Origin of the sequence: Moraxella marmotae, assembly GCF_042219885.1 — a bacterium.
GTDB classification, from domain to species: domain Bacteria; phylum Pseudomonadota; class Gammaproteobacteria; order Pseudomonadales; family Moraxellaceae; genus Moraxella; species Moraxella marmotae.
In genome coordinates this window covers 1,519,695-1,542,218 of record NZ_JBHJHR010000002.1, presented here as the reverse complement: position 1 = coordinate 1,542,218, position 22,524 = coordinate 1,519,695, and the positions used below count along the sequence as shown (strand labels likewise).

At 40.9% G+C, this 22,524-nt stretch carries 20 protein-coding genes and 1 pseudogene; 11 read left to right on the top strand and 10 right to left on the bottom strand.

Features of this window, described 5'->3' with window-relative positions; genetic code table 11:
* Window positions 1-44: 44 nt before the first annotated feature.
* The 3 genes from ACFBZI_RS07040 to ACFBZI_RS07030 form a co-directional block, all read right to left on the bottom strand.
* Complete coding sequence (locus ACFBZI_RS07040) at window positions 45-524, bottom strand: TetR/AcrR family transcriptional regulator (RefSeq protein WP_375715675.1); 480 nt, start codon at window positions 522-524, stop codon at window positions 45-47.
* Window positions 525-615: 91 nt separating this feature from the next.
* Window positions 616-1,512: a DNA adenine methylase gene (locus tag ACFBZI_RS07035; RefSeq protein ID WP_375715674.1), complete on the bottom strand. Its 897-nt coding sequence runs from the start codon at window positions 1,510-1,512 to the stop codon at window positions 616-618.
* A gap of 5 nt (window positions 1,513-1,517) precedes the next feature.
* Window positions 1,518-2,348, bottom strand: coding sequence for a type II restriction endonuclease (locus ACFBZI_RS07030; RefSeq protein ID WP_375715673.1), 831 nt, complete (start codon window positions 2,346-2,348; stop codon window positions 1,518-1,520).
* Window positions 2,349-2,771: 423 nt separating this feature from the next.
* Between ACFBZI_RS07030 and ACFBZI_RS07025 the strand changes: the two genes are divergently transcribed.
* From ACFBZI_RS07025 to ACFBZI_RS07015, 3 genes are read left to right on the top strand one after another with little or no spacing between them, the layout of a single operon-like run.
* Window positions 2,772-3,338 (top strand): HpyAIV family type II restriction enzyme, encoded by a 567-nt coding sequence (locus tag ACFBZI_RS07025; protein WP_375715672.1) that lies wholly within the window; start codon window positions 2,772-2,774, stop codon window positions 3,336-3,338.
* Complete coding sequence (locus ACFBZI_RS07020) at window positions 3,307-3,573, top strand: hypothetical protein (protein ID WP_375716352.1); 267 nt, start codon at window positions 3,307-3,309, stop codon at window positions 3,571-3,573. The genes ACFBZI_RS07025 and ACFBZI_RS07020 overlap by 32 nt, the downstream gene beginning before the upstream one ends.
* 1 nt (window position 3,574) lies before the next feature.
* Window positions 3,575-4,693: a DNA-methyltransferase gene (locus tag ACFBZI_RS07015; RefSeq protein ID WP_375715671.1), complete on the top strand. Its 1,119-nt coding sequence runs from the start codon at window positions 3,575-3,577 to the stop codon at window positions 4,691-4,693.
* A gap of 435 nt (window positions 4,694-5,128) precedes the next feature.
* Here the strand turns inward: ACFBZI_RS07015 and ACFBZI_RS07010 are convergent, their stop codons facing one another.
* Together ACFBZI_RS07010 and ACFBZI_RS12100 are read right to left on the bottom strand one after the other, a co-directional pair.
* Complete coding sequence (locus ACFBZI_RS07010) at window positions 5,129-5,446, bottom strand: hypothetical protein (RefSeq protein WP_375715670.1); 318 nt, start codon at window positions 5,444-5,446, stop codon at window positions 5,129-5,131.
* Between the two features lie 32 nt (window positions 5,447-5,478).
* Window positions 5,479-5,703 (bottom strand): annotated as a pseudogene (locus ACFBZI_RS12100) (IS1/IS1595 family N-terminal zinc-binding domain-containing protein); the annotation flags it as partial.
* 199 nt (window positions 5,704-5,902) lie between these two features.
* Between ACFBZI_RS12100 and ACFBZI_RS07005 the strand changes: the two are divergent.
* The 7 genes from ACFBZI_RS07005 to ACFBZI_RS06975 all read left to right on the top strand — a co-directional run bounded on the left by ACFBZI_RS07005 (window position 5,903) and on the right by ACFBZI_RS06975 (window position 12,574).
* Window positions 5,903-6,211 (top strand): ArsR/SmtB family transcription factor, encoded by a 309-nt coding sequence (locus ACFBZI_RS07005; RefSeq protein WP_375715669.1) that lies wholly within the window; start codon window positions 5,903-5,905, stop codon window positions 6,209-6,211.
* Window positions 6,212-6,221: 10 nt separating this feature from the next.
* On the top strand, window positions 6,222-6,767 hold the full coding sequence (locus ACFBZI_RS07000; RefSeq protein WP_375715668.1) for a rhodanese family protein: 546 nt from the start codon (window positions 6,222-6,224) through the stop codon (window positions 6,765-6,767).
* Between the two features lie 3 nt (window positions 6,768-6,770).
* Window positions 6,771-6,959, top strand: coding sequence for a YgaP family membrane protein (locus ACFBZI_RS06995; RefSeq protein WP_375715667.1), 189 nt, complete (start codon window positions 6,771-6,773; stop codon window positions 6,957-6,959).
* Window positions 6,960-7,193: 234 nt separating this feature from the next.
* Complete coding sequence (locus tag ACFBZI_RS06990) at window positions 7,194-9,206, top strand: DNA cytosine methyltransferase (protein ID WP_375715666.1); 2,013 nt, start codon at window positions 7,194-7,196, stop codon at window positions 9,204-9,206.
* A gap of 152 nt (window positions 9,207-9,358) precedes the next feature.
* Complete coding sequence (locus ACFBZI_RS06985; protein ID WP_375715665.1) at window positions 9,359-10,717, top strand: NtaA/DmoA family FMN-dependent monooxygenase; 1,359 nt, start codon at window positions 9,359-9,361, stop codon at window positions 10,715-10,717.
* Window positions 10,718-10,842: 125 nt separating this feature from the next.
* The gene (locus tag ACFBZI_RS06980; protein ID WP_375715664.1) at window positions 10,843-11,817 is read left to right on the top strand and encodes an NAD(P)H-dependent flavin oxidoreductase; all 975 of its coding nucleotides are present in this window, start codon (window positions 10,843-10,845) and stop codon (window positions 11,815-11,817) included.
* 235 nt (window positions 11,818-12,052) lie between these two features.
* Window positions 12,053-12,574, top strand: coding sequence for a GNAT family N-acetyltransferase (locus ACFBZI_RS06975; protein ID WP_375715663.1), 522 nt, complete (start codon window positions 12,053-12,055; stop codon window positions 12,572-12,574).
* 85 nt (window positions 12,575-12,659) lie between these two features.
* On the opposite strand, the gene ACFBZI_RS06970 is transcribed toward ACFBZI_RS06975, so the two are convergent.
* The 4 genes from ACFBZI_RS06970 to ACFBZI_RS06955 all read right to left on the bottom strand — a co-directional run bounded on the left by ACFBZI_RS06970 (window position 12,660) and on the right by ACFBZI_RS06955 (window position 16,609).
* Complete coding sequence (locus ACFBZI_RS06970) at window positions 12,660-14,003, bottom strand: glyceraldehyde-3-phosphate dehydrogenase (RefSeq protein WP_375715662.1); 1,344 nt, start codon at window positions 14,001-14,003, stop codon at window positions 12,660-12,662.
* Window positions 14,004-14,327: 324 nt separating this feature from the next.
* Entirely contained in the window at window positions 14,328-14,714 is a 387-nt protein-coding gene (locus ACFBZI_RS06965; protein WP_375715661.1) for a hypothetical protein, read from the bottom strand.
* Between the two features lie 100 nt (window positions 14,715-14,814).
* Entirely contained in the window at window positions 14,815-15,327 is a 513-nt protein-coding gene (locus tag ACFBZI_RS06960; protein WP_375715660.1) for a hypothetical protein, read from the bottom strand.
* A 205-nt stretch (window positions 15,328-15,532) separates the two neighbouring features.
* Window positions 15,533-16,609 (bottom strand): NUDIX domain-containing protein, encoded by a 1,077-nt coding sequence (locus tag ACFBZI_RS06955; protein WP_375715659.1) that lies wholly within the window; start codon window positions 16,607-16,609, stop codon window positions 15,533-15,535.
* Window positions 16,610-16,904: 295 nt separating this feature from the next.
* Between ACFBZI_RS06955 and hemP the strand changes: the two genes are divergently transcribed.
* Window positions 16,905-17,066: a hemin uptake protein HemP gene (hemP, locus tag ACFBZI_RS06950; RefSeq protein WP_375716333.1), complete on the top strand. Its 162-nt coding sequence runs from the start codon at window positions 16,905-16,907 to the stop codon at window positions 17,064-17,066.
* 382 nt (window positions 17,067-17,448) lie between these two features.
* Here hemP and ACFBZI_RS06945 read toward each other — a convergent pair whose 3' ends face one another.
* Window positions 17,449-22,482 (bottom strand): translocation/assembly module TamB domain-containing protein, encoded by a 5,034-nt coding sequence (locus ACFBZI_RS06945; RefSeq protein ID WP_375715658.1) that lies wholly within the window; start codon window positions 22,480-22,482, stop codon window positions 17,449-17,451.
* Between the last annotated feature and the right edge of the window lie 42 nt (window positions 22,483-22,524).

The following is a 22,524-nucleotide window of genomic DNA, read 5'->3' as shown; positions in this document are numbered from 1 at the left end:
TGAGTTTGGGGTTTGGGCGGTGTTTTTTTTATTGGAATTAAGTTTTAGGCTGCCTGCACCGTTTTTAATGTCATTTCAATATCCGCCCAAACTTGTTTAACAGGAATGGGCAAATCTTTTTCAAAATAATAGCGAGCAGTATTTAAGATAATGGTTGCTAAAATTTGTCCTTGATAATCAAAATTTTGATTGGGGTTAAGCTGTTTTTGGTAGGTGATATAATTGTTTTTAATCATCAAAAACATATCATCGTACAAATGATGTCGCTTGGTTTTGATTTTCCAAAGTGCCAAAATGGTTTGGCGTTCGGCATATAAAGCTGGAATTTGATTGTTCATCAATTCGGCAATGTTGTTATCTTTGCCAAATTTTTGTTCTAATGCTGTTTGGTATTTTTCTTTAAATTCAGAAATCAATGCCCCTGCCAAATCGCTTTTGCCTGAATAGTATTTATAAAAAGTCGCCCGATTAACCATTGCCAAATCCACAATGTCCTGCACGGCAATTTGTTCAAATTCTTTCACTTTAACAGTTCAATCAATGCGTTTTTGATGAGTTTGTGGGTGCGGATAACTCGTAAATCTTGTTTTTTTAGATTTCATATTTTCTGCACATTCATAATAAAACCAACTGTTTTTCAAGTACATTAATTTTATTGCGAGTAATTGATGAATCTAATTCATTAAAATTACAAATAATTGCTTCCATCATAGTGTTTCTATTGGCTTCTTTTGCTCCTATGTGATAAAAATGCTCTTGTGTAGAAATATTAAACTCCCCCCACAGAGTATCTATATATTGATTTTTTCTATAAATATTATGATGCCAAGTGGATAAGATAAAATAAGCAGGTGTAGTTTTTAGTAATTCGTGCAGTTTAAATTCATCTTTTTCTTGCCATTGATTATAATAGTCAGTATGTCTGTCAATATAAGGTGGATCACAATAAATCAAATCATTTTCGCTTGCCATATCAACGGTTTTTTCAAATGTCTGGCAAATAAATTGAAAGTCTTTTATTGCAAATATTTCCGATATTCTTTCTATCTGATTCACAATTTTTGTGATGTAGGATTGAGCGAACCTTTGGGGTTTTCTACAAAATGGAATATTGAACTCCCCTTTTTTATTGAAACGAATCATTCCATTAAAGCCAGCACGATTTATAAATAAAAAATCCAATGGGTTATGAAATCGATTAAAACGCTCTCTAATGTCGTAGTAATGTTGCTCACCTTTTTCCAACAACAAAAAGCCTTCATCACTTAAAAACTCACGGGCTATTTTTGATGTAATTTGTTTGTTGATAATTTGTTGATAAAATTGAATTAAATGTGGGTTAGTATCACAAAAAATGGCTTTATTTGGAGCAAGGTTAAAACCAACAACGCCAGTCCCCATAAATGGTTCAATCCAAGTTCCATTAAAGTTTTTTGGAATATGGCTAGCAATGCTGGGTACAAGCTTTGTTTTAATACCTTGTGATTTGATGGGAGGAATAACAACCTTCATCTTATTTACTCCTGATTGTTTTTATAAATTATTAAATCAGGATTTCCTCCACGATATAGAACAAAATCTTTTAGATTGCTAATGATTTTATAACTTCCATCATCTTGTTTGACTTGGATTTTACGATAGTTTATCCAATAATCATCAAACCATTGTTCGCCTAAATGAGCAAACATTCCACGCCCCATAATAATATCATTGATATTATTGATGCTACCGATATTCGCAGTATTACCACTACCACTTTTATCGCTTGCAATTTTCCATTTCTCTGTAACAAAAAATTGAAAATTACCAATGACTGACGAGATGGAATGCAGTTGATTGATGTCAAAAATTTTTGTTTCATCAATCTCGGTATTTAAAGTTCTATCATAAATAATGCCTAAGCAATAATGCCCTAGATAGCTGCTATATGGAAACTGGATATTTTTAGTGCTATTTCTGTCAGTAAAATAAGCACCGTGAGACCCTAAAGTAAAGCCGTTACATAAATGTGGTTTCTTTGGATTACGATAAGTAGTTTTAAAATCAACTGCAAAACGAATTTTTTCATTTTGATTATGTACAAATGAAATATCTGGATAATAATTCTGGTGTTCAGCCAAAACTATTTTGTAATTATACTTTTCAGCAAATTGTAGCAATAATGGAAAGATATGAATTTCTAAAACCTTTGATATTATTTTAGTATCCGCAGAAATGGTATAAATATTTTTATAAATATCAATAAATCCCTTAATAGACCATTTATTGTCTTCATCACTAATGTGCTTTTGCAAAGTTTGCACAAAAGCATTCAAAGAATTTTCGAAATCGTATTTTACATCAGCCATCGTCTAATTACCTAAAGAATTAAAAAATTTTGGCATTATAGCATATTAAGCCAAAACTGATGGTATTTATTTGTCAAACAAGCGGTTAAAATAGGCACATCTTTTACAAAGCAAAACGGAGTAGGCAAATGCACTACGATTTAACCCAAACCCCCATTCACTATTTTCAAGCAGGTATGTAAGCGCAGTTTGTCAAAAACAATTTAGCTGTTTGGCAAAAGTGTTGCCTGATTTGTATGCTGAATTTGGGCAGAGTTTGAAATAAAAATCATCAAATTACCCAAAACGCCATTTATTGTTTTAAGTGATATTTCCTTTTAAATTTTTCAAAATCACTTTTTAGTATGCTTGAAAATGGATTTTGAGCTCTCAAAAAGGTATAATAGTCAGCTTTAAAATAATCAAACTTACTAGGTGTGATGAATGCAATATTGTGAATTTAAACAAAAACTGCAAGGGCGGGTTTTTGGAGATGATTTAAATTATGAGATTTTAAGAACTGTTTTGTTAAATCCAAAACGTTATATTGGGTTATTTCGTATAACCAATGCCAAAACTAAACTTATTCAAAATCTAACACAAAGTTGTGAAATTAAGTTTGGTGATTTTTTGGAAGAAATATTTACTCAATATATTGTCGAAATGGGTTATCAAAATCTAAATAAAAATATTGGACTTGATGAAGAAAGTAATCCATTGAGTGCCGATCAAGTTTTTATGAAAGATAATCAGGTTTATTTGATTGAGCAAAAAGTTCGTGATGACCATGACAGTACAAAAAAGCGTGGTCAATACCTTAATTTCATCAAAAAAATTCGTGCATTAAAAAATCAATATCCCAATCAGAAAATTATTGCAGGTATGTGGTTTACTGATTCCAGCCTTGCCAAAAATAAACGCTATTATCAAGAAAGTATTGATACAAATACTGATGATTTATTAGAATTACACTTGTGGTATGGGCAAGAAATTTTTTCTGATTTTTTTTAAAAGGATAGATGTTTGGGAAGAGCTAATTTCTCATTTAAAACAAAATAAAAGTGAGCACAGTAAGGATATTTTGAGTGTACCTGACTTTGATTCTAGTGATGAGATCAGATTAGCATTACAAAAGTTAAAAACTAATGAGCCAAGATTAATTCAAAAATTATTATCGGATAACAGTGATTTTATAGAATTAAGAAAAGAATTATTTCCTACTGGTAAAAATCTGCAAGGATTGTAATATGGAAGAATTGCAAAAAAACATCATAATCCATGGTGATTGCTTGGAAGAAATGAAAAGAATCCCCAGCAATAGTATTGATTTAATTTTCGCAGATCCGCCTTATTGGATGAGAGTTGAGGGCGTATTAAAACGTCCGGAAGGTACAGATTTTTCAGGTTGTGATGATGAATGGGATAATACTTTTAATACCAATCAAGATTACACTGAATTTACTCGCCAATGGTTGACAGAATGTTATCGTATTTTAACAAAAAATGGTTCCATTTGGGTTATTGGTGGAATGCAATGTATTTATACTATTGGTGCAATTATGCAAGAGTTAGGATTTTGGTTCATCAACGATGTAATTTGGCACAAAACCAATCCAACACCCAATTTTATGGGAACTCGTTTAAATAATTCGCACGAAACTTTAATTTGGGCAACCAAAGACAAAAAAAGCAAATTTACTTTTCATTATAAAACAGCTAAACAATTAAACACGGATAATATTAGTATGAATTTATTTGATAGCGGTAAACGGAAACAGATGGGGTCGGTGTGGCGTTTCGCAGTATGCAACGGCAATGAAAGATTAAAAAATGCTCATGGCGAAAAATTACATTCAACCCAAAAACCAGAAGAATTATTATATAGAATTATTGCTTTAACTTCTAATATGGGCGATATAGTATTTGATCCATTTGGTGGCACAATGACTACATCAGCAGTTGCGAAAAAATTAGGTAGAAATTATTTGGCAATTGAGCAGAAGCTAGAATATGTTCAAGCGGGCATAAAAAGAGTAAATCAAGTAGTTTTTGAAGATAATGAAATTGCTCGTGCAAAGTTTGATGAAAAGCCCTTAAAAGCTCCTATGGTTGATATGATTAAAGCAGGTTTTTTTGAAATTGGCGAAAGATTTTATTTAAAAAATAGTGATGAATTTGCCGAATTAACTGCAGACGGAAAGCTGATTTATCAAACCCAAATCTATGATATGCACACCTTGTCGGCAAAAATCAAAAGGGTAAAGGCAGAGAGATTAAATGGATTTTCTTGGTGGCAAGTTGAAAGAAATAAGATAAAAGTAAGTATTGACGATATTAGGGAAAATTATCGTCAGTCGGTGCGATAATTATCTTAATAAAACACCGTTTAAACACACTTCAATCGGTGTTTTTCTTTGTAAATTTGGTGTAGTGGACAAAATGGTTGCTAATAATTATTTTTTTACATTGTTAGCAACTCTTTTTATTCAAAAAATCCTTTATAAACAATATCTTATATTTTTTCGTTAATCCATTGTGATTATTTAATTTCCGCTTGAGCTCACTAAATAGCCCTTCTAACCTATTAGTTGTTCTCTCAATATTTAATTCAGAATACTTCTCAAAGGTAAATAAATATTTCTCATAACGTTTCAAGCTCGCATAAGCTCCCCTTACATTATGATGTTTGTAAGAAAAATAACCTTTTTTATTCGGTTTGGAAGTGCGTTCATTTAAATATTCTTGATGTTTTAAATACCATTGATGTAATCGCCGATAAAAATCATTTTTATGACTTTCTTTTAAATTTTTTTTACAATCACTTTTAATTCTTTTCCCGCTAGAGATTGGTGTTTTTTCCTTAATCTTCTCATCACGATTGCAACCATATGAAAATGGCACATCTGTGTTGGGGTATCAAATAAATCCTTTAGTAAACCACGGCGACCATCGCAAGTAATTAATTGAATTATATATCCTTTTTCTCTTAATTTATTCATAGCCAACACGTAGTAAACATCCTTTTTAGGCTTCACGATTTGATGATAAACCACTTTTTTCGTTAAGCTATCCATTAAAACTAAAATACCAAATTCTCGTCCAAAAAATGTCGTATCCATAATTAGGTTTAATTTGGTTGAAATAGGCTCTTTTAAGATAGATTTAGGGGCTTTTCAATATATCTTTGAATAGTTCTGACAGAGCATTGGTATTTATTAGCGAGCTCTTTATAGGTTTGTTTTCCTGATGAATAATCTTGCCAAATCTTTTCAGGATTTAATTTTATTTGAAAGGTGAAAACTTTATTACAGTGATTGCATTTATAACGTTGAATATTATTTCTAATACCGTTTTTCTTAATATTAGAACTTGTGCAAAAAGGGCAGTTTTTTGTTCATTTTTCAAAAAAAAGTGGGTTAAAGCCTTGTACTATAAGGGTTTAACCCACTTTTTAGCAACCATTTTTTCTACTATACCGCTTTTTATTGGCAAAAATAAATGGTTGTATTAAAAATAACCACTTGACCTTTTCAATGATTTATATTAGAATTTACTAAATTAGAGAGTTCTAAATTATGAAAGATATTTTACCCAATCCCACATTTCCTGAACAAGCCAAACAAGCAAGCGATTTTTTGCGAGTTTTAGCAAACGAAAACCGACTGCAGATTCTCTGCCTACTGATAGAACATGGCGAGATGAGTGTCGGGCAGATACACGCAATGACCACGCTCAGCCAGTCGGCACTTTCACAGCATTTGGCAAAAATGCGAGATGAAGGACTGATCGGCTACCGTCGGCAGTCGCAGACCTTATTTTATTGCATTTGTGATGACAAAGTGGCTCGTATCATTTTGGTTTTAAAGGAAATTTTTTGTCCATAAGGAAAAAAATATGTCCCAAATCCTCAAAATCAGCCCAAACGAAGTTGCCGACAAATTGGCACAAGGGGCGACGCTGATCGATATTCGCTCGTCCGATGAATTTGCCCGCCAGCATATCCCTGGTGCGGTATGTATGCCGATTGATAGCCTTGATGCAAGTCAATTACAGGGCAATTCTGTTGTAATTTTTCATTGCCTGTCAGGGATGAGAACCGCCCAAAATGCCGATAAAATCACAGGTTGTACGGCAAATTGCACCGCTTACATTATGGACGGCGGTTTGCAGTCGTGGCAAAAGGCAGGACTGCCGACAGAGATTGACCGTTCTCAGCCCATCAGCCTTATGCGGCAAGTGCAAATCGTGGCAGGTCTGCTGATTTTGTTGGGCGTGCTATTGGGAGCGTTAGTCTCACCGCTGTTTTATGGCATAAGTGCTTTTGTCGGTGCAGGGCTACTGTTCGCTGGACTGACTGGTTTTTGTGGTATGGCAAAACTGTTGGCGTTGTTACCTTATAATCGTGCGTTATCTTGTTCTTGTAACTCAACAAAGGAGTAAATCATGAAAAGTAATCTACACAGTTTTGACCGCATCTTACGCTTGCTTGCTGGCGTGGTGTTAATTGGCTTGACAGCCATGGGCGTGATTGGTGAATGGGGCTATGTCGGGGCGGTATTGGTGGTTACGGCGTTGATTAATTTTTGTCCCCTTTATCGGATTTTTGGATTTTCGACCAAAAACAAAGATTGAGGTTAATCCAAGGTAAATTAAAGCACCGTGCAAATAAGCCCTATCTTTAAATTTTGGGGTACGGTTGATTTGCATGGTGTTTTTTTATGGCACTTTTAAGCGGTCTTTGACACTACAGCCCCCCCCCCTTTCTCTTTTTGGCTTAGATAGTCAGCCTGAAAATGGATTTTTATCCCCCAAAAAGCTATAATACCCAAGTCATTTCCCTTTGAAATTTAAAAAAAGGTAACCCATTTGAGTATTTCAGCTTATCACCATTCACATCAACAGCAACTACCACTCTCTTTTGGTAATCAAAAAGAGCGTATTACTACCCCCCAATTACAAGATATTAAATTTATTGATTTATTTGCAGGTATTGGTGGGTTTCATTTGGCATTGCATTCTTTGGGTGCAAAATGTGTGTTTGCTAGTGAAAAAGATGTTCACGCTCGCCAAACGTATTCACATAATTTTAATACGCAAGAATTTGAATTTAATGATGATATCCGCAAGATTAGCCCAAATCAAATCCCAAACCATGATATTTTATGTGCTGGATTTCCTTGTCAGCCTTTTTCACAAGCAGGTTTAAAAAAAGGTTTTGATGATGGTGAAGATTCAGAAAGAGGTAATTTATTTTTCTGCATTCTAGATATTATTGAAGCTAAAAGACCAAAAGCCTTTATATTAGAAAATGTGCGTCATTTGATTAATCACGATGATGGCAAAACGTTTGAAATCATTCAAACTTTATTAAAAAAAGCAGGTTATCGTGTTTATTATCAAGTATTGAAAGCATCAGATTATAACATTCCACAACATCGCCCTAGAGTATTTATTATTGGATTTAGGAATGCTGATGAATTACCGCCTTTTCAATTTCCGCCAAAACTGCCATTAACTTATACAATGAGTGATATTTGGGGCGGTCATTGTGAAAAAGAAATTGGCTTTACCCTACGAGTGGGAGGAAAAGGCTCAAATATCGATGATAGACGCAATTGGGAATTTTACCGTGTTGATGGTGAAGTAAAACGCATTGGTATTAATGAAAGTAAAAAAATGATGGCTTTTCCAGACACTTATCATTTTCCTGTTTCAAAAACTCAAGCAATGAAACAGCTTGGTAACAGTGTCTGCGTGGAAGTGGTGAGGCGGGTAGCAAATGAAGTTATTAACTATTTGAATATCAATCAAGATTTTTTTAACGAGCAAGATGATATGGCAATTAAAAGAAATAAAGGCGAATTAAGTGAAATCTATGCTTTATGCAAAGTAATTTTTGAACAAAAAATATATTATGGTGATCTGAACGCACAATTTTCCAATGATTATATTAGTGTATTAAAAATACATACAGAACAATCACGCATCGATTTAAATAGAAGCGAAATAATTATTCATCAAAACGGAGAGCAAAAAAATATAGAGTTATCACAATTCATTAGACTTGATGAATTAACACAAATTGTGAATGATATTAAAAATGGCAGAAGTACTTTTTCCAGTTCGGTATTGGATGATAAAGTTGATTTATTAGGTCTAGAAAAAAGCAAAGGTACTGCTTATGAAAAAGGAGATATTTCCTTATCATTTGATGATAACGGACATATTTTTAACCAGCAAAATGCCAGCATTAAATCATTTTTGGGTGGTTCGCCAACACTCATTAATGCATCACAAGCAACAAATTTTATTTATGAAATTGAAAACATCAATAGCGAAATGATGGAGCAGATTAATGCGATTAATACACGCTCTAAAATTAAAGATCGTTTGCAAAAAATTTCTGATTTGGGCGGAAGTTTAATCTTTAAAAAATGCGAAAATCCTATTTATGAATCCACTTTGCGAAAAACAGACAGCTATATGCCTGAAATGTTGGCAGATGCATTACTTGCATTTTTCCAAAAGCAAATTACGAATCGTCTAGCGGACTACCCTATACAAAAAATTGTTGATTTAGAACAACGAGATCAAGTACATTGCCGATTAAAAGATTTTATCAAAGCCAGTATTTTGGGGATTTTCCCCACCCATGAATGGGATGGTAATTTGACAGCTAATAGCGTATTGTTGGTTAATGATTCAGGCGAATTATTATTTTATCATACTAACAAAGACCATATTTTAAAGAACTTTTTCTACCAAAATACTTTTTTTGACACACCTTCATCATCTCGCCATCGCTTTGGGTTGGTATATCAAGAAAATGGTAAATTTTATTTTAAATTAAATTTACAGTTACGATTGGCGAAATCTTAAGGTTAAAAATATCAACAAACAGCTTAAATAATAAATTAAGCTGTTTTCGTTTCACCTTCCCATTTTCAAGAAATAACTTCCAAAAAATCGCCATTCTTATTTTAAAAATAAGAACCTATAATAATCCCATCAATTTTATGCGGAGAAATAAAATGGCTGATTATCTTGATAATTCAAACAAACAAATCAAACTCGCCCTGCAACTGGTGTCAGGTTATGGCGGAGAGTTTCAATCGTGGCGGCTTGCCGACAGTAACGAGCGTGCCTACACCGATGTCCGTTATTATGTCGAACTTGCCAAACTCGCCGAACAAGGCAAAATCCACACGCTGTTTATCGCTGATACGCCGTCATTTGGCGGTGCTGGCGGTGGTACGGACATCAGCACTCGCTCGCCTGCGTTTCCCCTTGAGCCGATGGTGATGCTGTCTGCCGTTGCCTATACCACGCAAAAAATCGGTATGGTGGCGACCTTTTCCACCACTTACAATCTACCCTACAATTTGGCTCGCCAATTAAAAACGCTCGACACCCTAAGCGGTGGGCGAGTTGGCTGGAATGCGGTAACGACTGGCACGGCGTTTACTGCCTATAATTTTGGCAACAAGCCCTTGCCTGACACCACAACTCGCTACGAGATGGCACACGAAATGGTGGAAGCGGTGCAAACGCTGTGGGGAACTTTTGGCGAAAATGCCTACATCGCCGACCCAAAATCAGGCGTTTTTGCCGATATGAGCCAAATCAAGCCTGCCAATTACCAAGGCAAACACTACCAAGTCAAAGGTGCGTTGCCCATTCCTGCCACCGCCCAAGGACAACCGCCCATTTTTCAGGCAGGCCCTAGCCCTGAAGGGATTGAATTGGCAGGGAAATTTGCCATCGGCGTGTATGCCAATCCATTTAGCATTGAAGAGGCAAGACATTACCGCCACATTTTAAAGCAAAGTGCCATCAAACACGGCAGAAATCCTAATGAAATCAATATGTTTTCTGGGTTTATGTTTACCATCGGCAAAACATACGAAGACGCTCTGGCTCGCCGTCATCAGCTGCTTGATTTTATGAGCGATGATGAATTTTACGGACAAATTCGCTATTTATCGGCGATGATCGGCGTGGATTTACAGCATTTAGATGTCAATCAACCTTTGCCCACTCATTTACAAAAGCAAGCCACGCCACATCCGCACGATCCGCGTTCGCCAAGAGCGGTGGAACTGATTAAACAAGGCTTATCGCCCAAAGATGTGCTTGCCAACGGCGTGATTAACTATCATCCTGTGGTGGTCGGCACGGCAGAAGATGTCGCCGATTTTATGGAAGAATGGTTTAAAGCAGGGGCGACAGACGGCTTTTCGCTCGCACCAGACAGCCAAACAGGCGTGAAAGATTTTGTAGAACAGGTCGTGCCGATTTTGCAAGCTCGAGGAATTTTCCACACCGATTATGAAGGCTCAACCTTGCGTGAACATTTGGGCGTAAGCTATCAATATGGCGTAAGAAAATAGCCCAATAAAATGATACACCTTTGCAAATTTGAGAAACTAATTCTTAAATTAGGCGGTTTTTATTTTGATTTTGGGAAATTATAATAGTGCCAGTTTAAATTCAATTTGCAAAAAAGGACAACAAAATGACCGCTTGTAATCGTGTAACAGAAATTTTAGGCATTAAATTCCCCCTTGTTCAAGGCCCGATGTCGTGGATGACGGACGCTAAATTTGTGGCGGCGGTGAGCAATGCCGGCGGTTTGGGCATTCTCGGGCCGAACGCTGGCTTGCAAAACGCCCCAAAAACTACCGAAGAGTTGATCCGTACGTTCCGTGAAGAAATCCGCAAAACCAAAGCCTTGACCGACAAGCCGTTCGGTGCACCAGTGATTTTGTCGTATGACTTTAGCACCATTGATTTGATCGTGGACTTGCTGATTGAAGAGCAAGTGCCGGTGGCGTTACTCAACGGCATTGACGGCTACGACTACAAACCTATGATGGCAAAATTCAAAGCCGCTGGCATCAAAACTCTGTTCCGTCCACTCACGCCGACCGTGCAAAACGCTCGCTATGCCGAAGAAATCGGTGCGGATATTTTTGTGGCAACAGGCTTTGATGAAGGTGGCACAGTGCCTGAAAAAGTCATCGGCACATTTTCCATCGTGCCACAAATGGCGGACGCAGTGAGCATTCCTGTGCTGGCAGCAGGCGGTATCGCCGATGTGCGTGGCGTGCGTGCCAGTTTCGCCCTAGGTGCAGAAGGCGTATTTGTCGGCTCGGTGTTGTTGCCGACCGAAGAAAACCGAATGCACGACAGCGTCAAACAAATGCTGGTGGACAGCACCGCACAAGACTTATTACTGTTCCGCACCCTGCCAGCCTACTACCGCTCGTTGCCGACCCAATTAGCACATAAATTGGTGGAAATGGACGCAAACGGTGCAAGCCGAGAAGCACTCGCCGAAGCCCAAACTGGCGGCTATGGAATGCGTCAGGGAATGCTACTCGGCGATTTGGAAAAAGGCTATATTTCCGTGGGCAACGGGATTACTTATATTCACGCTATCCGCCCTGTAAAAGAGGTGGTGGAAGATTTGATGCAGGATTTTGTGTAAAAGAGTGGGCGATTTTTTGAGAGTTTTTTAATGATAAATGCCGTCTGAAAATCTACTTTTCAGATTGTATTTTAGTATATCGAATATTATTTATTTGGTTGATTCAATCAAATGCTTTTATGATATTCATGATACCACAAATCGGTAAGCAATTTGCTTTTCTGGACACCGCCTTTTCCCCATGTTATGATAACCGCAGTATTTACATTTCCACCAAGCACAGCGGAGCGTGTTTATGCCAAGCATTTCACTGACCAAGCCAACACTTGAGCATCAAGATGGCGTATTGGCACTTGCCAAATCTTTTGAAGAGCAAGGGTTGTTCCTACACGGAGCATCACTGGCGATGTTTGACAATTATCAAGATTGGCTAAACTTTGCCGATGCCCCTGCTGGCACGCCTGCACCCAATAATGCCTTTATTAAAGTCGCTGATGATACCTTTTTGGGTATTGATGAATTGGGACGAGTGCTTGGGATTATTAATGTTCGTTATGAATTAAATGACTTTTTAAGAATGCAAGGCGGACATATCGGCTATAGCACACACCCAGCGTTTTGGGGTCAAGGCGTGGCAAGTACGATGCTAAAAAATACACTCACCCATTGTAAACAAAAAGGACTGGATAAAGTTCTTATCACCTGCAATGATGACAACTTAGCATCTGCCAAAGTGATCGAAAAAGTCGGTGGCGTACTTGAAAACAAGCTCACACTAAATGACAAAATCGTGCGGCGTTATTGGATAAATTTATAAGAAATACTTAAAAATAAAAACCCTATCGAGTTTGATCGGATAGGGTTTTTGTTGGCTTTTTAAATCATGAATAACTTCATGAAAATCACTTCGCCATCACTTCAGCGACACGGATAACTTGGGTGCTATAACCCATTTCGTTATCATACCACACATACAAAGTGGCACGGTTATCACTGGCGATGGTGGCTTTGGCGTCAAAGATTGCCACTTTTTCAGAGCCAACAAAGTCGGTCGAAACCGCTTCTGATGAGTCTGAATAATCGATTTGAGCTTGCCATTGTTCGCTTCGTGATTTGGCTTTGATAAAGGCATTGACGGCTTCGGCATCACCCACGGCTTTATCAAAGTTTAGATTCAAAATTGCCAATGAAACATTTGGCGTCGGTACACGGATTGCATTGCCAGACAGCTTACCTTTTAGCTCAGGAATTGCCTTGGCAACCGCCGATGCCGCCCCTGTGCTGGTCATCACCATATTTAGTGGTGCAGCACGGCCACGGCGGTCAGATTTGTGATGGTTGTCCACCAAGTTTTGGTCATTGGTGAAGGCGTGAACGGTTTCCATATGGCCATTGACGATGCCGTATTCATCGTGTAGTACTTTTAGGGTTGGGGTGATGGCGTTAGTCGTGCAGCTTGCCGCCGAAACGATGGTATCACTGCCGATGGTGTCGTGATTGACGCCATAAACGATGTTTTTGATGTCGCCTTTGGCTGGTGCGGTCAGTAGCACTTTGGCCACGCCACGACTTGCCAAATGCTTGCCAAGCCCTGCTTCATCTTTCCATTTGCCTGTGTTATCAATGACGATGGCGTTATTGATACCATGAGCGGTGTAGTCGATCTCGCTTGGATCAGCGGCATAAATCACTTTAATAAAGCGGCCATTGACCACAATGCCATGGTTGGTGGTGTCCACTTGCACCGAGCCATCAAACCAGCCATGCACCGAATCACGCTCAAGCAATGACGCACGCTTGGCAAGATCGCCGTCGCCTGCTGGACGCACGACGATGGCTTTTAGCTGCAAGCCCTTATCTGACGCTGGACGGCTCATCAATAAGCGTGCCAAAATGCGACCGATACGACCAAAGCCGTACAGCACCACATCAGTGGCTGGCACATCAGCACCACTGGTAAAATCATCGGCAGATTTGCCTGCTTTGACCGCTTGGGCAATGTCAAGCGTGGTATTTGCCAAGCCCTTGTCGCTCAATGCTTTTGCCAATGCCAAAGTGTCAGCCAACGCCACACCGCTGTCATCATGCAGTGCAATCAGCGTTGCCACATTCAATGCAACACGCTCTCCCAAAAAAGTAACCGAAACTTGGTTATTTGCCAAGCCATTTAGCACAACCAACAGCTCAACTGCTTGAGATTCTTGTGCTTTACGAGCGGATAAATGGGTAGAATATAAATCTGACATAGCATATTCCTTACAATGTTAAGTCAAAAGCATTAAAAACGCATCGCACGCCTGCAGGCGATTCACTCACAAACCAAACCGAGCAAATCCACTGGTAATAAATTTATCCCAAATGACATTAAAATACATTAAAATAAATCTTAACCCACCAGCCACAAGCGTCCGATACCTTGTGATTAGATTGTTCAAACAACTGGATTATAAAACAAACGGCATGGCTTGGCAATGTTAATTTATTTTAGAAATGGTGGTATTTTTTTAATTCATACCAGCATATCATTCCAGTGCAAAACCCAACCATCGCCACGCCCCAGCTTGAGCAGTTTAATAAGCACAAACTTCAACGCTTGCCGATGATTTTGGCCCTTGATAATCAGCGTATTTATGCGGAATGTACACCACCGTCACATAGTGCATGCCAGCTTTTTTGGTTTTGAAATAGCTCGAAGAATAATCACCGCCATAGCTGCGCAGCTCACCAGTTGGGCCGCTAAATTTTGACAAAACAGAACCATCAGCCACCGAAATGCTCACATCTTGGCCAGCACCCAAGCCTAAGCTAAAAGTCTTGGTATCGCCATAAAACTCGCCAGACCATGAGCCGCAGTAGCTGCCTTTGGCAAATTTAATCGGCGTGGCTTTTGCCGATGCAGTCATAGCAACCGCCAGACTTGCGGCGATAATCACACTTTTGATAAGACCTTTTTTCATCGATAACTCCTTGATTGTGGTTAAGATTGATTAAAACTGATTAACATCGGTTAAAAAAAATAGTGATTAAAAATTCGACTAAAGTCATTAAACTGATTGATTATAACGCAGGATTGTCAATATCACACATTTGGCTAACTTGCTCTTTGAACGAATGAAACACCGTGCCATCGCCATCGTCGTACACAGGCCCAACATCATCAATCACAATCTTGCCATTTTCATTAATTAGCGAAAAGCCCACATACATCGGCTCGTCCACTTCAAAACCTGAATCTTGCGGTATAATCTCAGCAACCACCCAGTCATCATCTTGGTAATAATTAATCTCATTTAAAAAACTGTCATCATTGCCAGGATAAGCAATGTGTATACTTTCGGCACATTCACTCATTTCGCCTTGATAATTATTATTAAACCAATATTCATAATTATCACGCTGAATTAAATTCTGCTTCAATTCCTGACTGCCCAGATAGTTTATCCATTGGTCGCTGCTGCTACTGGCAAAGTCTTCATAAACCTGCCTAACCACATCAATCTCTGGCGTGTCCGCCCATGCAGGAGCAGCCAAACCCAGTGCCAACGCCGCCGCAAGTATCAGTTTTTTCATCACAATCTCCTTTGATATAATTTATCACTGCTTATTCATATTTGTTCGCATTTTACACTTGCTCAATGCTTTAATGCTTTATCGGTGATTTTTACAATCTTATCACATCACTATCTTAATCAATCACCATCTGAAATTTATCACAATCCTTAACAAAACATTTGACCAATCATTGCAGTTATTCTAACTAAAATTTTCACAAATGTCAGCAGTTTTCATCAGTCATTTTTAATAAACCACGAATTGCTGCGACAGCGATTGCCCCATGTGCTTTGGCGGTGTGCCAGTCATCCACGCTCAAGCCCCCCAATGCCACAGACGGCACATCACATTGACAGCTCAGCTTGGCAAAACCTTGCCAGCCCAATGCCGCAGCGTCTGGGTGCGACAGGGTTGCTTGCACAGGCGAAATCCACGCCGCCAACACCTGATGCGAGCGTGCCAGTGCGTTTGCTTTGATAAGCTCTACTTCATCATGCACACCGACAAAAATCGGCAAGTGTTTATCCAGTAGCCAAGGATTTTGATAAAAATAAGCCAGCTCATCGGCGGTCAATTTCACCAATAAGCCATCAACTGCCATCGCCTGATGCTTACAGGCTTGATAAAGCGAATACGGCACAATCAGTACAATGTCATCACGCCGACACCGTATCGCAGCCAACAAAGCAATGCTGGCATCGACAGACACACAAGCTCGTAAATAAAAATACGCTTGATTTGTTAGATTATCTACATAATAATGCACAAAATCATCAGCACTGGCAAACTCGCCCAACGCCCGACTGATATAAATCAGCGGTGGCAACTTCAGCCATGACAAAATACGCAAATTGGCAGCAGGTAAACGCTCGGCATTCGCCAAAATCTGTGGCAAAGTCAGCCAATACAGGCGTTGATTCTCGGCACCTGTGCGGCGATGGCGTAATGATTGATACTGGCCTTCATTAAGATGAACTTCATAAATATGCAAACAAACCGCTTTATCGCCATAATCATGATGGATTTTACCAATACAGACCAACTGGTCGGATTGTAAATGTAAACCGATTTCTTCTTGCACTTCTCGGCGTAGTGCCGCCTTGCCAGATTCGCCCTGCTCAATCTTGCCGCCGACAAATTCCAGCTTACCCCCTTGATGCTGATGTAAGGCGCGCTGGGCCAATAAAAACTGCTCGGCATATCGCAAAATTGCCACCGCAACTTCCACCACCACCAATTTTGAGCTTGGGTTTGGGTTTGGATTTAAATTTGGATTAGGGCTTGGTTTTGAGTTTTTCATAATTTGTTATATTTCAATTGGTTATAAACTTTTTTGATAAATTTTGCCAATTTTTGCAATTTATATTTGCAATTTATCAAAAATCTGTTATTATTACCACAAATGATAATTATTATTGTTTAAAAACAAGTATCATTCACTAAGTAATTTAAATTATCATTTTAACTGCAATTTTGCAATCACGAATCAAAACATTGTTTTTATAAACATATTGTTTTCAAACAATTCAATAGTTTAGCATACGGCTTGGGATAACCACCCATCACCCGTCAATAAAAGGAAAATCGCCATGACTATGAGTATCGCTCGTTATTTTAGCAACCGTGACAGCATTCGTCTACCAACGCTATATTCACAAAACCTATTTGCCATGACCAAGGAAGTTCGCATCGAGCATCAAGGTGAAGAATATCGCCTACGCCTAACACGCAATAACCGTCTGATTTTGACCAAATAAGTCTTATTAATCAAAGGTTTCTGAGTTTTTTTGGTGAATGATACCATTTGGAATAACCGATTTAAACCGACTTTCTCCAAACCCAACAGGCATCACAAATCGTGGTGCCTGTTGGGTTTTTGACCGATAAAAAATAGCAAAAGTAAAATTAATGCAAAGCAAAAAAAAGATGATGAGATTGGTGAAAAATTGGCTGATATGGCGAATTTGATAGGTGTGATGAATTTGATGAATGTAAAAAATGGCTAAGTTGGTGCAATGGCTGGGTGACCAACTTAGCCAAGTTTTAAACAATTTTAGCCAGTTATTAACCGATTGTTAGCCGATTTATTAGCCTATTTGACAAACCGCCAACAAAACCTTGGCAAAAACAAACCGATGGCTAAAACTTCCAGCGATAAATCACATCAACCATGTTCTCAGTAGCACTGGTCGCTTCGATATACACACGGCGAGTGAGCTGATAGCGAAGTGATAAGCTGCTTTCGGCATTAAAGACACCGACACCATAACGCAAGTACAAATCTGGCGTAATGTAGCCAGTAACATTGACATGGGTATCGTCCGAGCTGCCAGAAGCGTCGATGGTTAGACTTTGTAAGCCCAAGGCTTGACCGATTTGATTGGTTAGGTTGCGTGTGCCTGACAAGCCAAGGCTTAAGCCTGCTGCTGCCAGCTGATTGGTGACTTGTGAGCGAAAACCCTGCTGGGTAATGCCAGTGTCGTTTGACTCACTGATACGCCCTGTTACCAGTGCATTCATCGCCTGCTGTTCGCTTAAGCCTGCATCATTAAACACCACAATATCAGGGTTATTCACCGTACCACGAATCCGCACGCCAACAGTTTGCCCTTCGACCTGTTTTTCGCCTTCGATGGACAGTCTTGGGTTGAGCATATCGCCATCGAAGCGGATTTGGGCATAGTTAAGCTCCAGATTTTGTCCGATACCGTCAATTTTGGTGCGTTCAGACACCTGCACCACGCCCAACGCCTGCATTGCCCCTTGTCCTGACTGGGTCAAATGCAATGCCCCCGCCAGTGGCAATCTTGCCCCAAAGCCACGAAACTCCACCTTATTGCCCAAGTCCACGCCGATATTGGCGTTGATATTCCATGGCTCAACCACCGCCAAAACTTGATCGACATTGCCTGTGATGCGGCGGTCAAGCACCGAAACATCTGGCGACTCGCTGACGATTTGGGCGGTGGATTCAGGTGGGCGAATGGTGGCATTAGGAATGCTGATCACGCCTTCGACATCGACCGATTTTTGGAATGGTTTAATAATCACTTCCAAATCTGGGCTGATCTGTGCCACCACCAACGGCGGACGATTGACGGTTAAGTTTTCGCCAGAAATGCCAAGCAATGCCTTAACTTCATTTGCCCAATCGACATCGCCATACAGCATGCCTTGACCATCGCCACCAGCAAAGCTGCCGTCCAGTGCAGCGTGCGTACCACGAATGTTCATGGTGGCATTGATGTCTGTCAATGGCAGCGGCACGCCCACGATGGTCAATGCCCCATTTTCCAAATTGGCATTGCCGTAGAATAATGGCTTGGACAAAGTACCGCCCAAACCGCCTGCCAAACTTACCTTGCCGGACAGCGTCTGAATACTTGGGAAAAACGGACGCAGCACCGCCAGATTAAGATCATTCATCACCAACGCCCCAGAGATGGTTTTGTTGGCTTGATATGGATCAACAATCACATCGGCATAGCCACGGCCTGCCGCTCCCAGCACATCGGTGCGGATTTTTAGCCCTTTTTCGACGCTTTTGGCAACGATGGCGACATGGCGATAGGGCATCTGCACATATCCAGTGCCTTCTTGGGACAGTCCAATGCTGCCATTGTCCGAATACAAAGCCACATCAACTTCAGGATTTGCTTGATGACCCCAGGTGGCTTTGGCTCGCCCATTTAGCGTGGATTGCCACTGAATATCACTTGGCAATGCCGCCGAAAATACTTGCGTGTCTAGGTTTTGGACGACCAAATTGATATGGCCTGCCGTTGGCGTATAATTGAGCGTGTCTTGTAGGCAAATCACGCCCACACCATCGTCTTTGACATGCACCGTCTGCCAGCAATGTGCCGCCACTTGCACGCTACCATCATTGATACCGTAGGCAAATTCGGTCGGCTGACGCTGCACCATTTGCCCAAATTTGCTCTTAATAAAGCCTTCGGACAGCACGCCTGTGTATTTCATCGTCTTACGATTTAGCGAGCCGACCAGCTGAGTTGCCGCTTCGATGTCGCCGCTTTTGGTAGCCAGTGTGAGCGTGTGAGCATCTTCAGTACCCGAAAAATCCATGCGTGCCGACTTAATGACCTTGCCAACCACGATAATGTCATTACCCTGCACCAACAGCTGGCTGTCGCTGTTGCCCAAATTGACGATTTTGCCGATGGCTTGGGCGTTTTGAATGACGATATTGGGCATACGCACCCCTGATACCGCCACATCGATGTACAAGGTCGGCAATTGATTGTCATCACTGGTCAAAATCACGCCGCCTTTAATGACACCATTGGCTTTGTCAATAATCTGTCCCAAATCCACCACATTGACACTGGCAGTCAGCTGCTGCTCATCGCCTGTCATGGCAAGTTGATTGCTGCCGATTTGGATTTTTAGGTCGTCTGCCTTTAATTTACGGATAATATTTTGCGTTTGGCGAGCATTGGCATCGATGCGACCACGCAAACCAAGCAGCTCATCTGAAGTCTTGGGTCGGCGGCTGGCGGCTTTGATTTGATTAATATACCCTGTCAAATCTTTTGGCAAGGCAAGTTCGGCATATAGCGACCCTGTGGCACTCAGCGGCTGACCGTGATAGTTACCCGTGATGTCAAGATTGGCAATATCAATCACCTGCACGGCATCTTGCCAGCGACCATTTAGGCTGATTTTGCCATTAAGATTGGTGTTTAGCGACTTGACAAACGCCCCTAAATTCAGCTCATTCATGCTGGTGTCTAACTGCCAAGCCAAGCCTTTGCTCATATCCAGCCAGCCTGTGGCGTCCAGTCCGCCTGCCTGACCTTGATGCGTCAAGCGTTTTATCTCAAAACGCTGACCCTTGCCAGTCATGTCCAAACTCAGCTGCCCTTGTGGTAGGTGCTGATTGCGGATATTGCCGTCAAATTTTACCGCCAGATTGTCAAACCGCCCCTTGCGATATTTGCCAGTACTGCCAAGGTTGCCTGTGATGTTCGCCAGCAGATTGTCATCATTGACAAATTTGGCAGTGTCCACGCCGTCAAGTTTGCCCTTAATATCCCAACCGATGGCATCGCTCTCGCCCAATGCCAGCTTGCCAGTCAAGGACAATTTGCCAAACTCGCCTGCCAAATTGGCACGCCAAATATCCAGCTTATCCAAATTGCCAGCAATATCGATGCCAAAGTCAGTTTTGCCAAGTTGTAGCAGGTTTTGTTCGACACTGCCGTCAAATTTGGCAACAAAATGCTCAATATCGCCATTTTTTAGGCGTACATTGCTACTGCCTTTGCCTGTCAGATGCACTGTTTTGCCATCAATCAAGGTCGCACGCAACTGGCTATCGCTAATATCAATATCATGCACCGCCAAATCACGCTCATCACGCAGGCGACCTGTGGCGATGATACGCCCTGTGATGCTCTCAATCGGCGTCTTATTGGGCATATCAAAATACGCATTGGGACGCAGTGCGTCGGCATTGAGATTAACCTGCCAAGTTAGGGGCTTTTGTGCAGTGGCAAAATCCAGCCGCCCAGTGCCAGACAATTTACCCATCACTCCTTGATAATAAAAATCGTTTAAATTCAACCGTTTATCTTGCTCAAGCACGGCTTTGATGGCGTATTGACCGCTTGGTGCGGCGTTTAATTTTGTGATATCTGCCTTGGCGTCGATGGTGGTGTGATGGCTGTCTAGGACAATGCTTGCCTGTCCAGAGTGGCTATTAATCTCGCCAATTTGTGGCACTTGGTGGCGTATCAGATTTGCCCATGATGCCTTGATTTGCCAAGGTGCATTTGCGGTTTGTTGGTTTTGGCTGATGGTAGCGCGGATTTTTTCACCATCTTTTTGATTTAGGTCAAATTCAAAGCGTGTGTCCTGATTGCTGCTGTCCAGCAAAAAATACTTCACCCCAAGACTGCCTGTCAAACTCTGTGGCAGATACGCTTGATAATCACGGTACTCATCAGGAATGGCTTGGCGAATCTTAAAACCATCGCCAAACAAGGTTGCGTCCAGCTGATAATTATCCGACCATTCCATGCTACCTTTGGCGGTCAGCACGCCATTGGCGGTGTCTGCCTGCAAAAAAGGAATGTCCATACCGCCATCACGGACAATACCACGCCCATGATAATGTCCATCTGGAATGTCTTTGGCGGACAAGTCGGCATTGATACGCAGCTCAAGGTTTGAAATCACACCATCGGCGGTGATGGTACCATTTTTTAGGCGAATCTGCTGCTCATCGGCATATGGTAGCAGCACTTCATCAAAATCTAGGCGAGCGTTTAGCGGTACATCTTTATCCAAGCCTTGGGCAGCAAAGCTGCCTGTGATGGGAAATTGGTTGTATTTACCGCTCAAAGTGCCAGTGGTACGCTTAAGGCTGCCCCCTGCCTTGACTTGCAGAGTATCAAAATACACATCGTCAAGTGCCGCCACATGCACATCGGCCGCCAGCGTCAATGGATAATACCCTTGCAAATCCATCTCGCCTGTGGCGTGGCTAATATCCAAATCATCGTCATAGCTTAGATTGGCATTGACAATCTCAACCTTGGAGCCTGACCATTTGGCGTGTTCGGCTTTGATATTGTGTAACAATATGGGCGTGCTGCCTGCCTGCTCATAGCGGATTTTGTTGATTTGGGCGTTGTCCAATTGTAGCGTGATGGGCAGCTCAATACTGGCATAATCAAATGGCTCATCGCTGGCAGGTTTTTTGTTGATCACCAAAACTTCGTCCGCCTGCGTATTGACCAAATGCACTTGACGAGCAAATAATGCTCGCCAGCCCAGCTGTACATAGGCTTGATTGACCTGCACGGTGATGTCTTCGCCTTGGGCAATTTTAATATCCGACACCCACAAGCCCTTTGCCAGTGAGCCTTTGGCGTATTTTAGCTCTGTGCCAGTTTCTAGGGCGATTTTTTCAAGTAAAAATTTTGAGCCAGTTTCGCTGTTGGCGGCATAAAATAAGGACAACAGCAGCAATAACACCGCCACAATCGCCGTCAAAAAAAAGCGAATCAGATACACCAACCAGCGTGATTTGTGCGGCGGTGGGTTATTGGGTGGCATGGCAGACGGCACAGACGCAGCCGATGCGTCCGCCTTGGCAGTGCTGTCATCTGCCGATGTGGGAAGTTGTGAATTGTCCTGCTGATTCATGTGTTGCCCATTCACCCAATTATCAAGCCTGTCATTTAATCA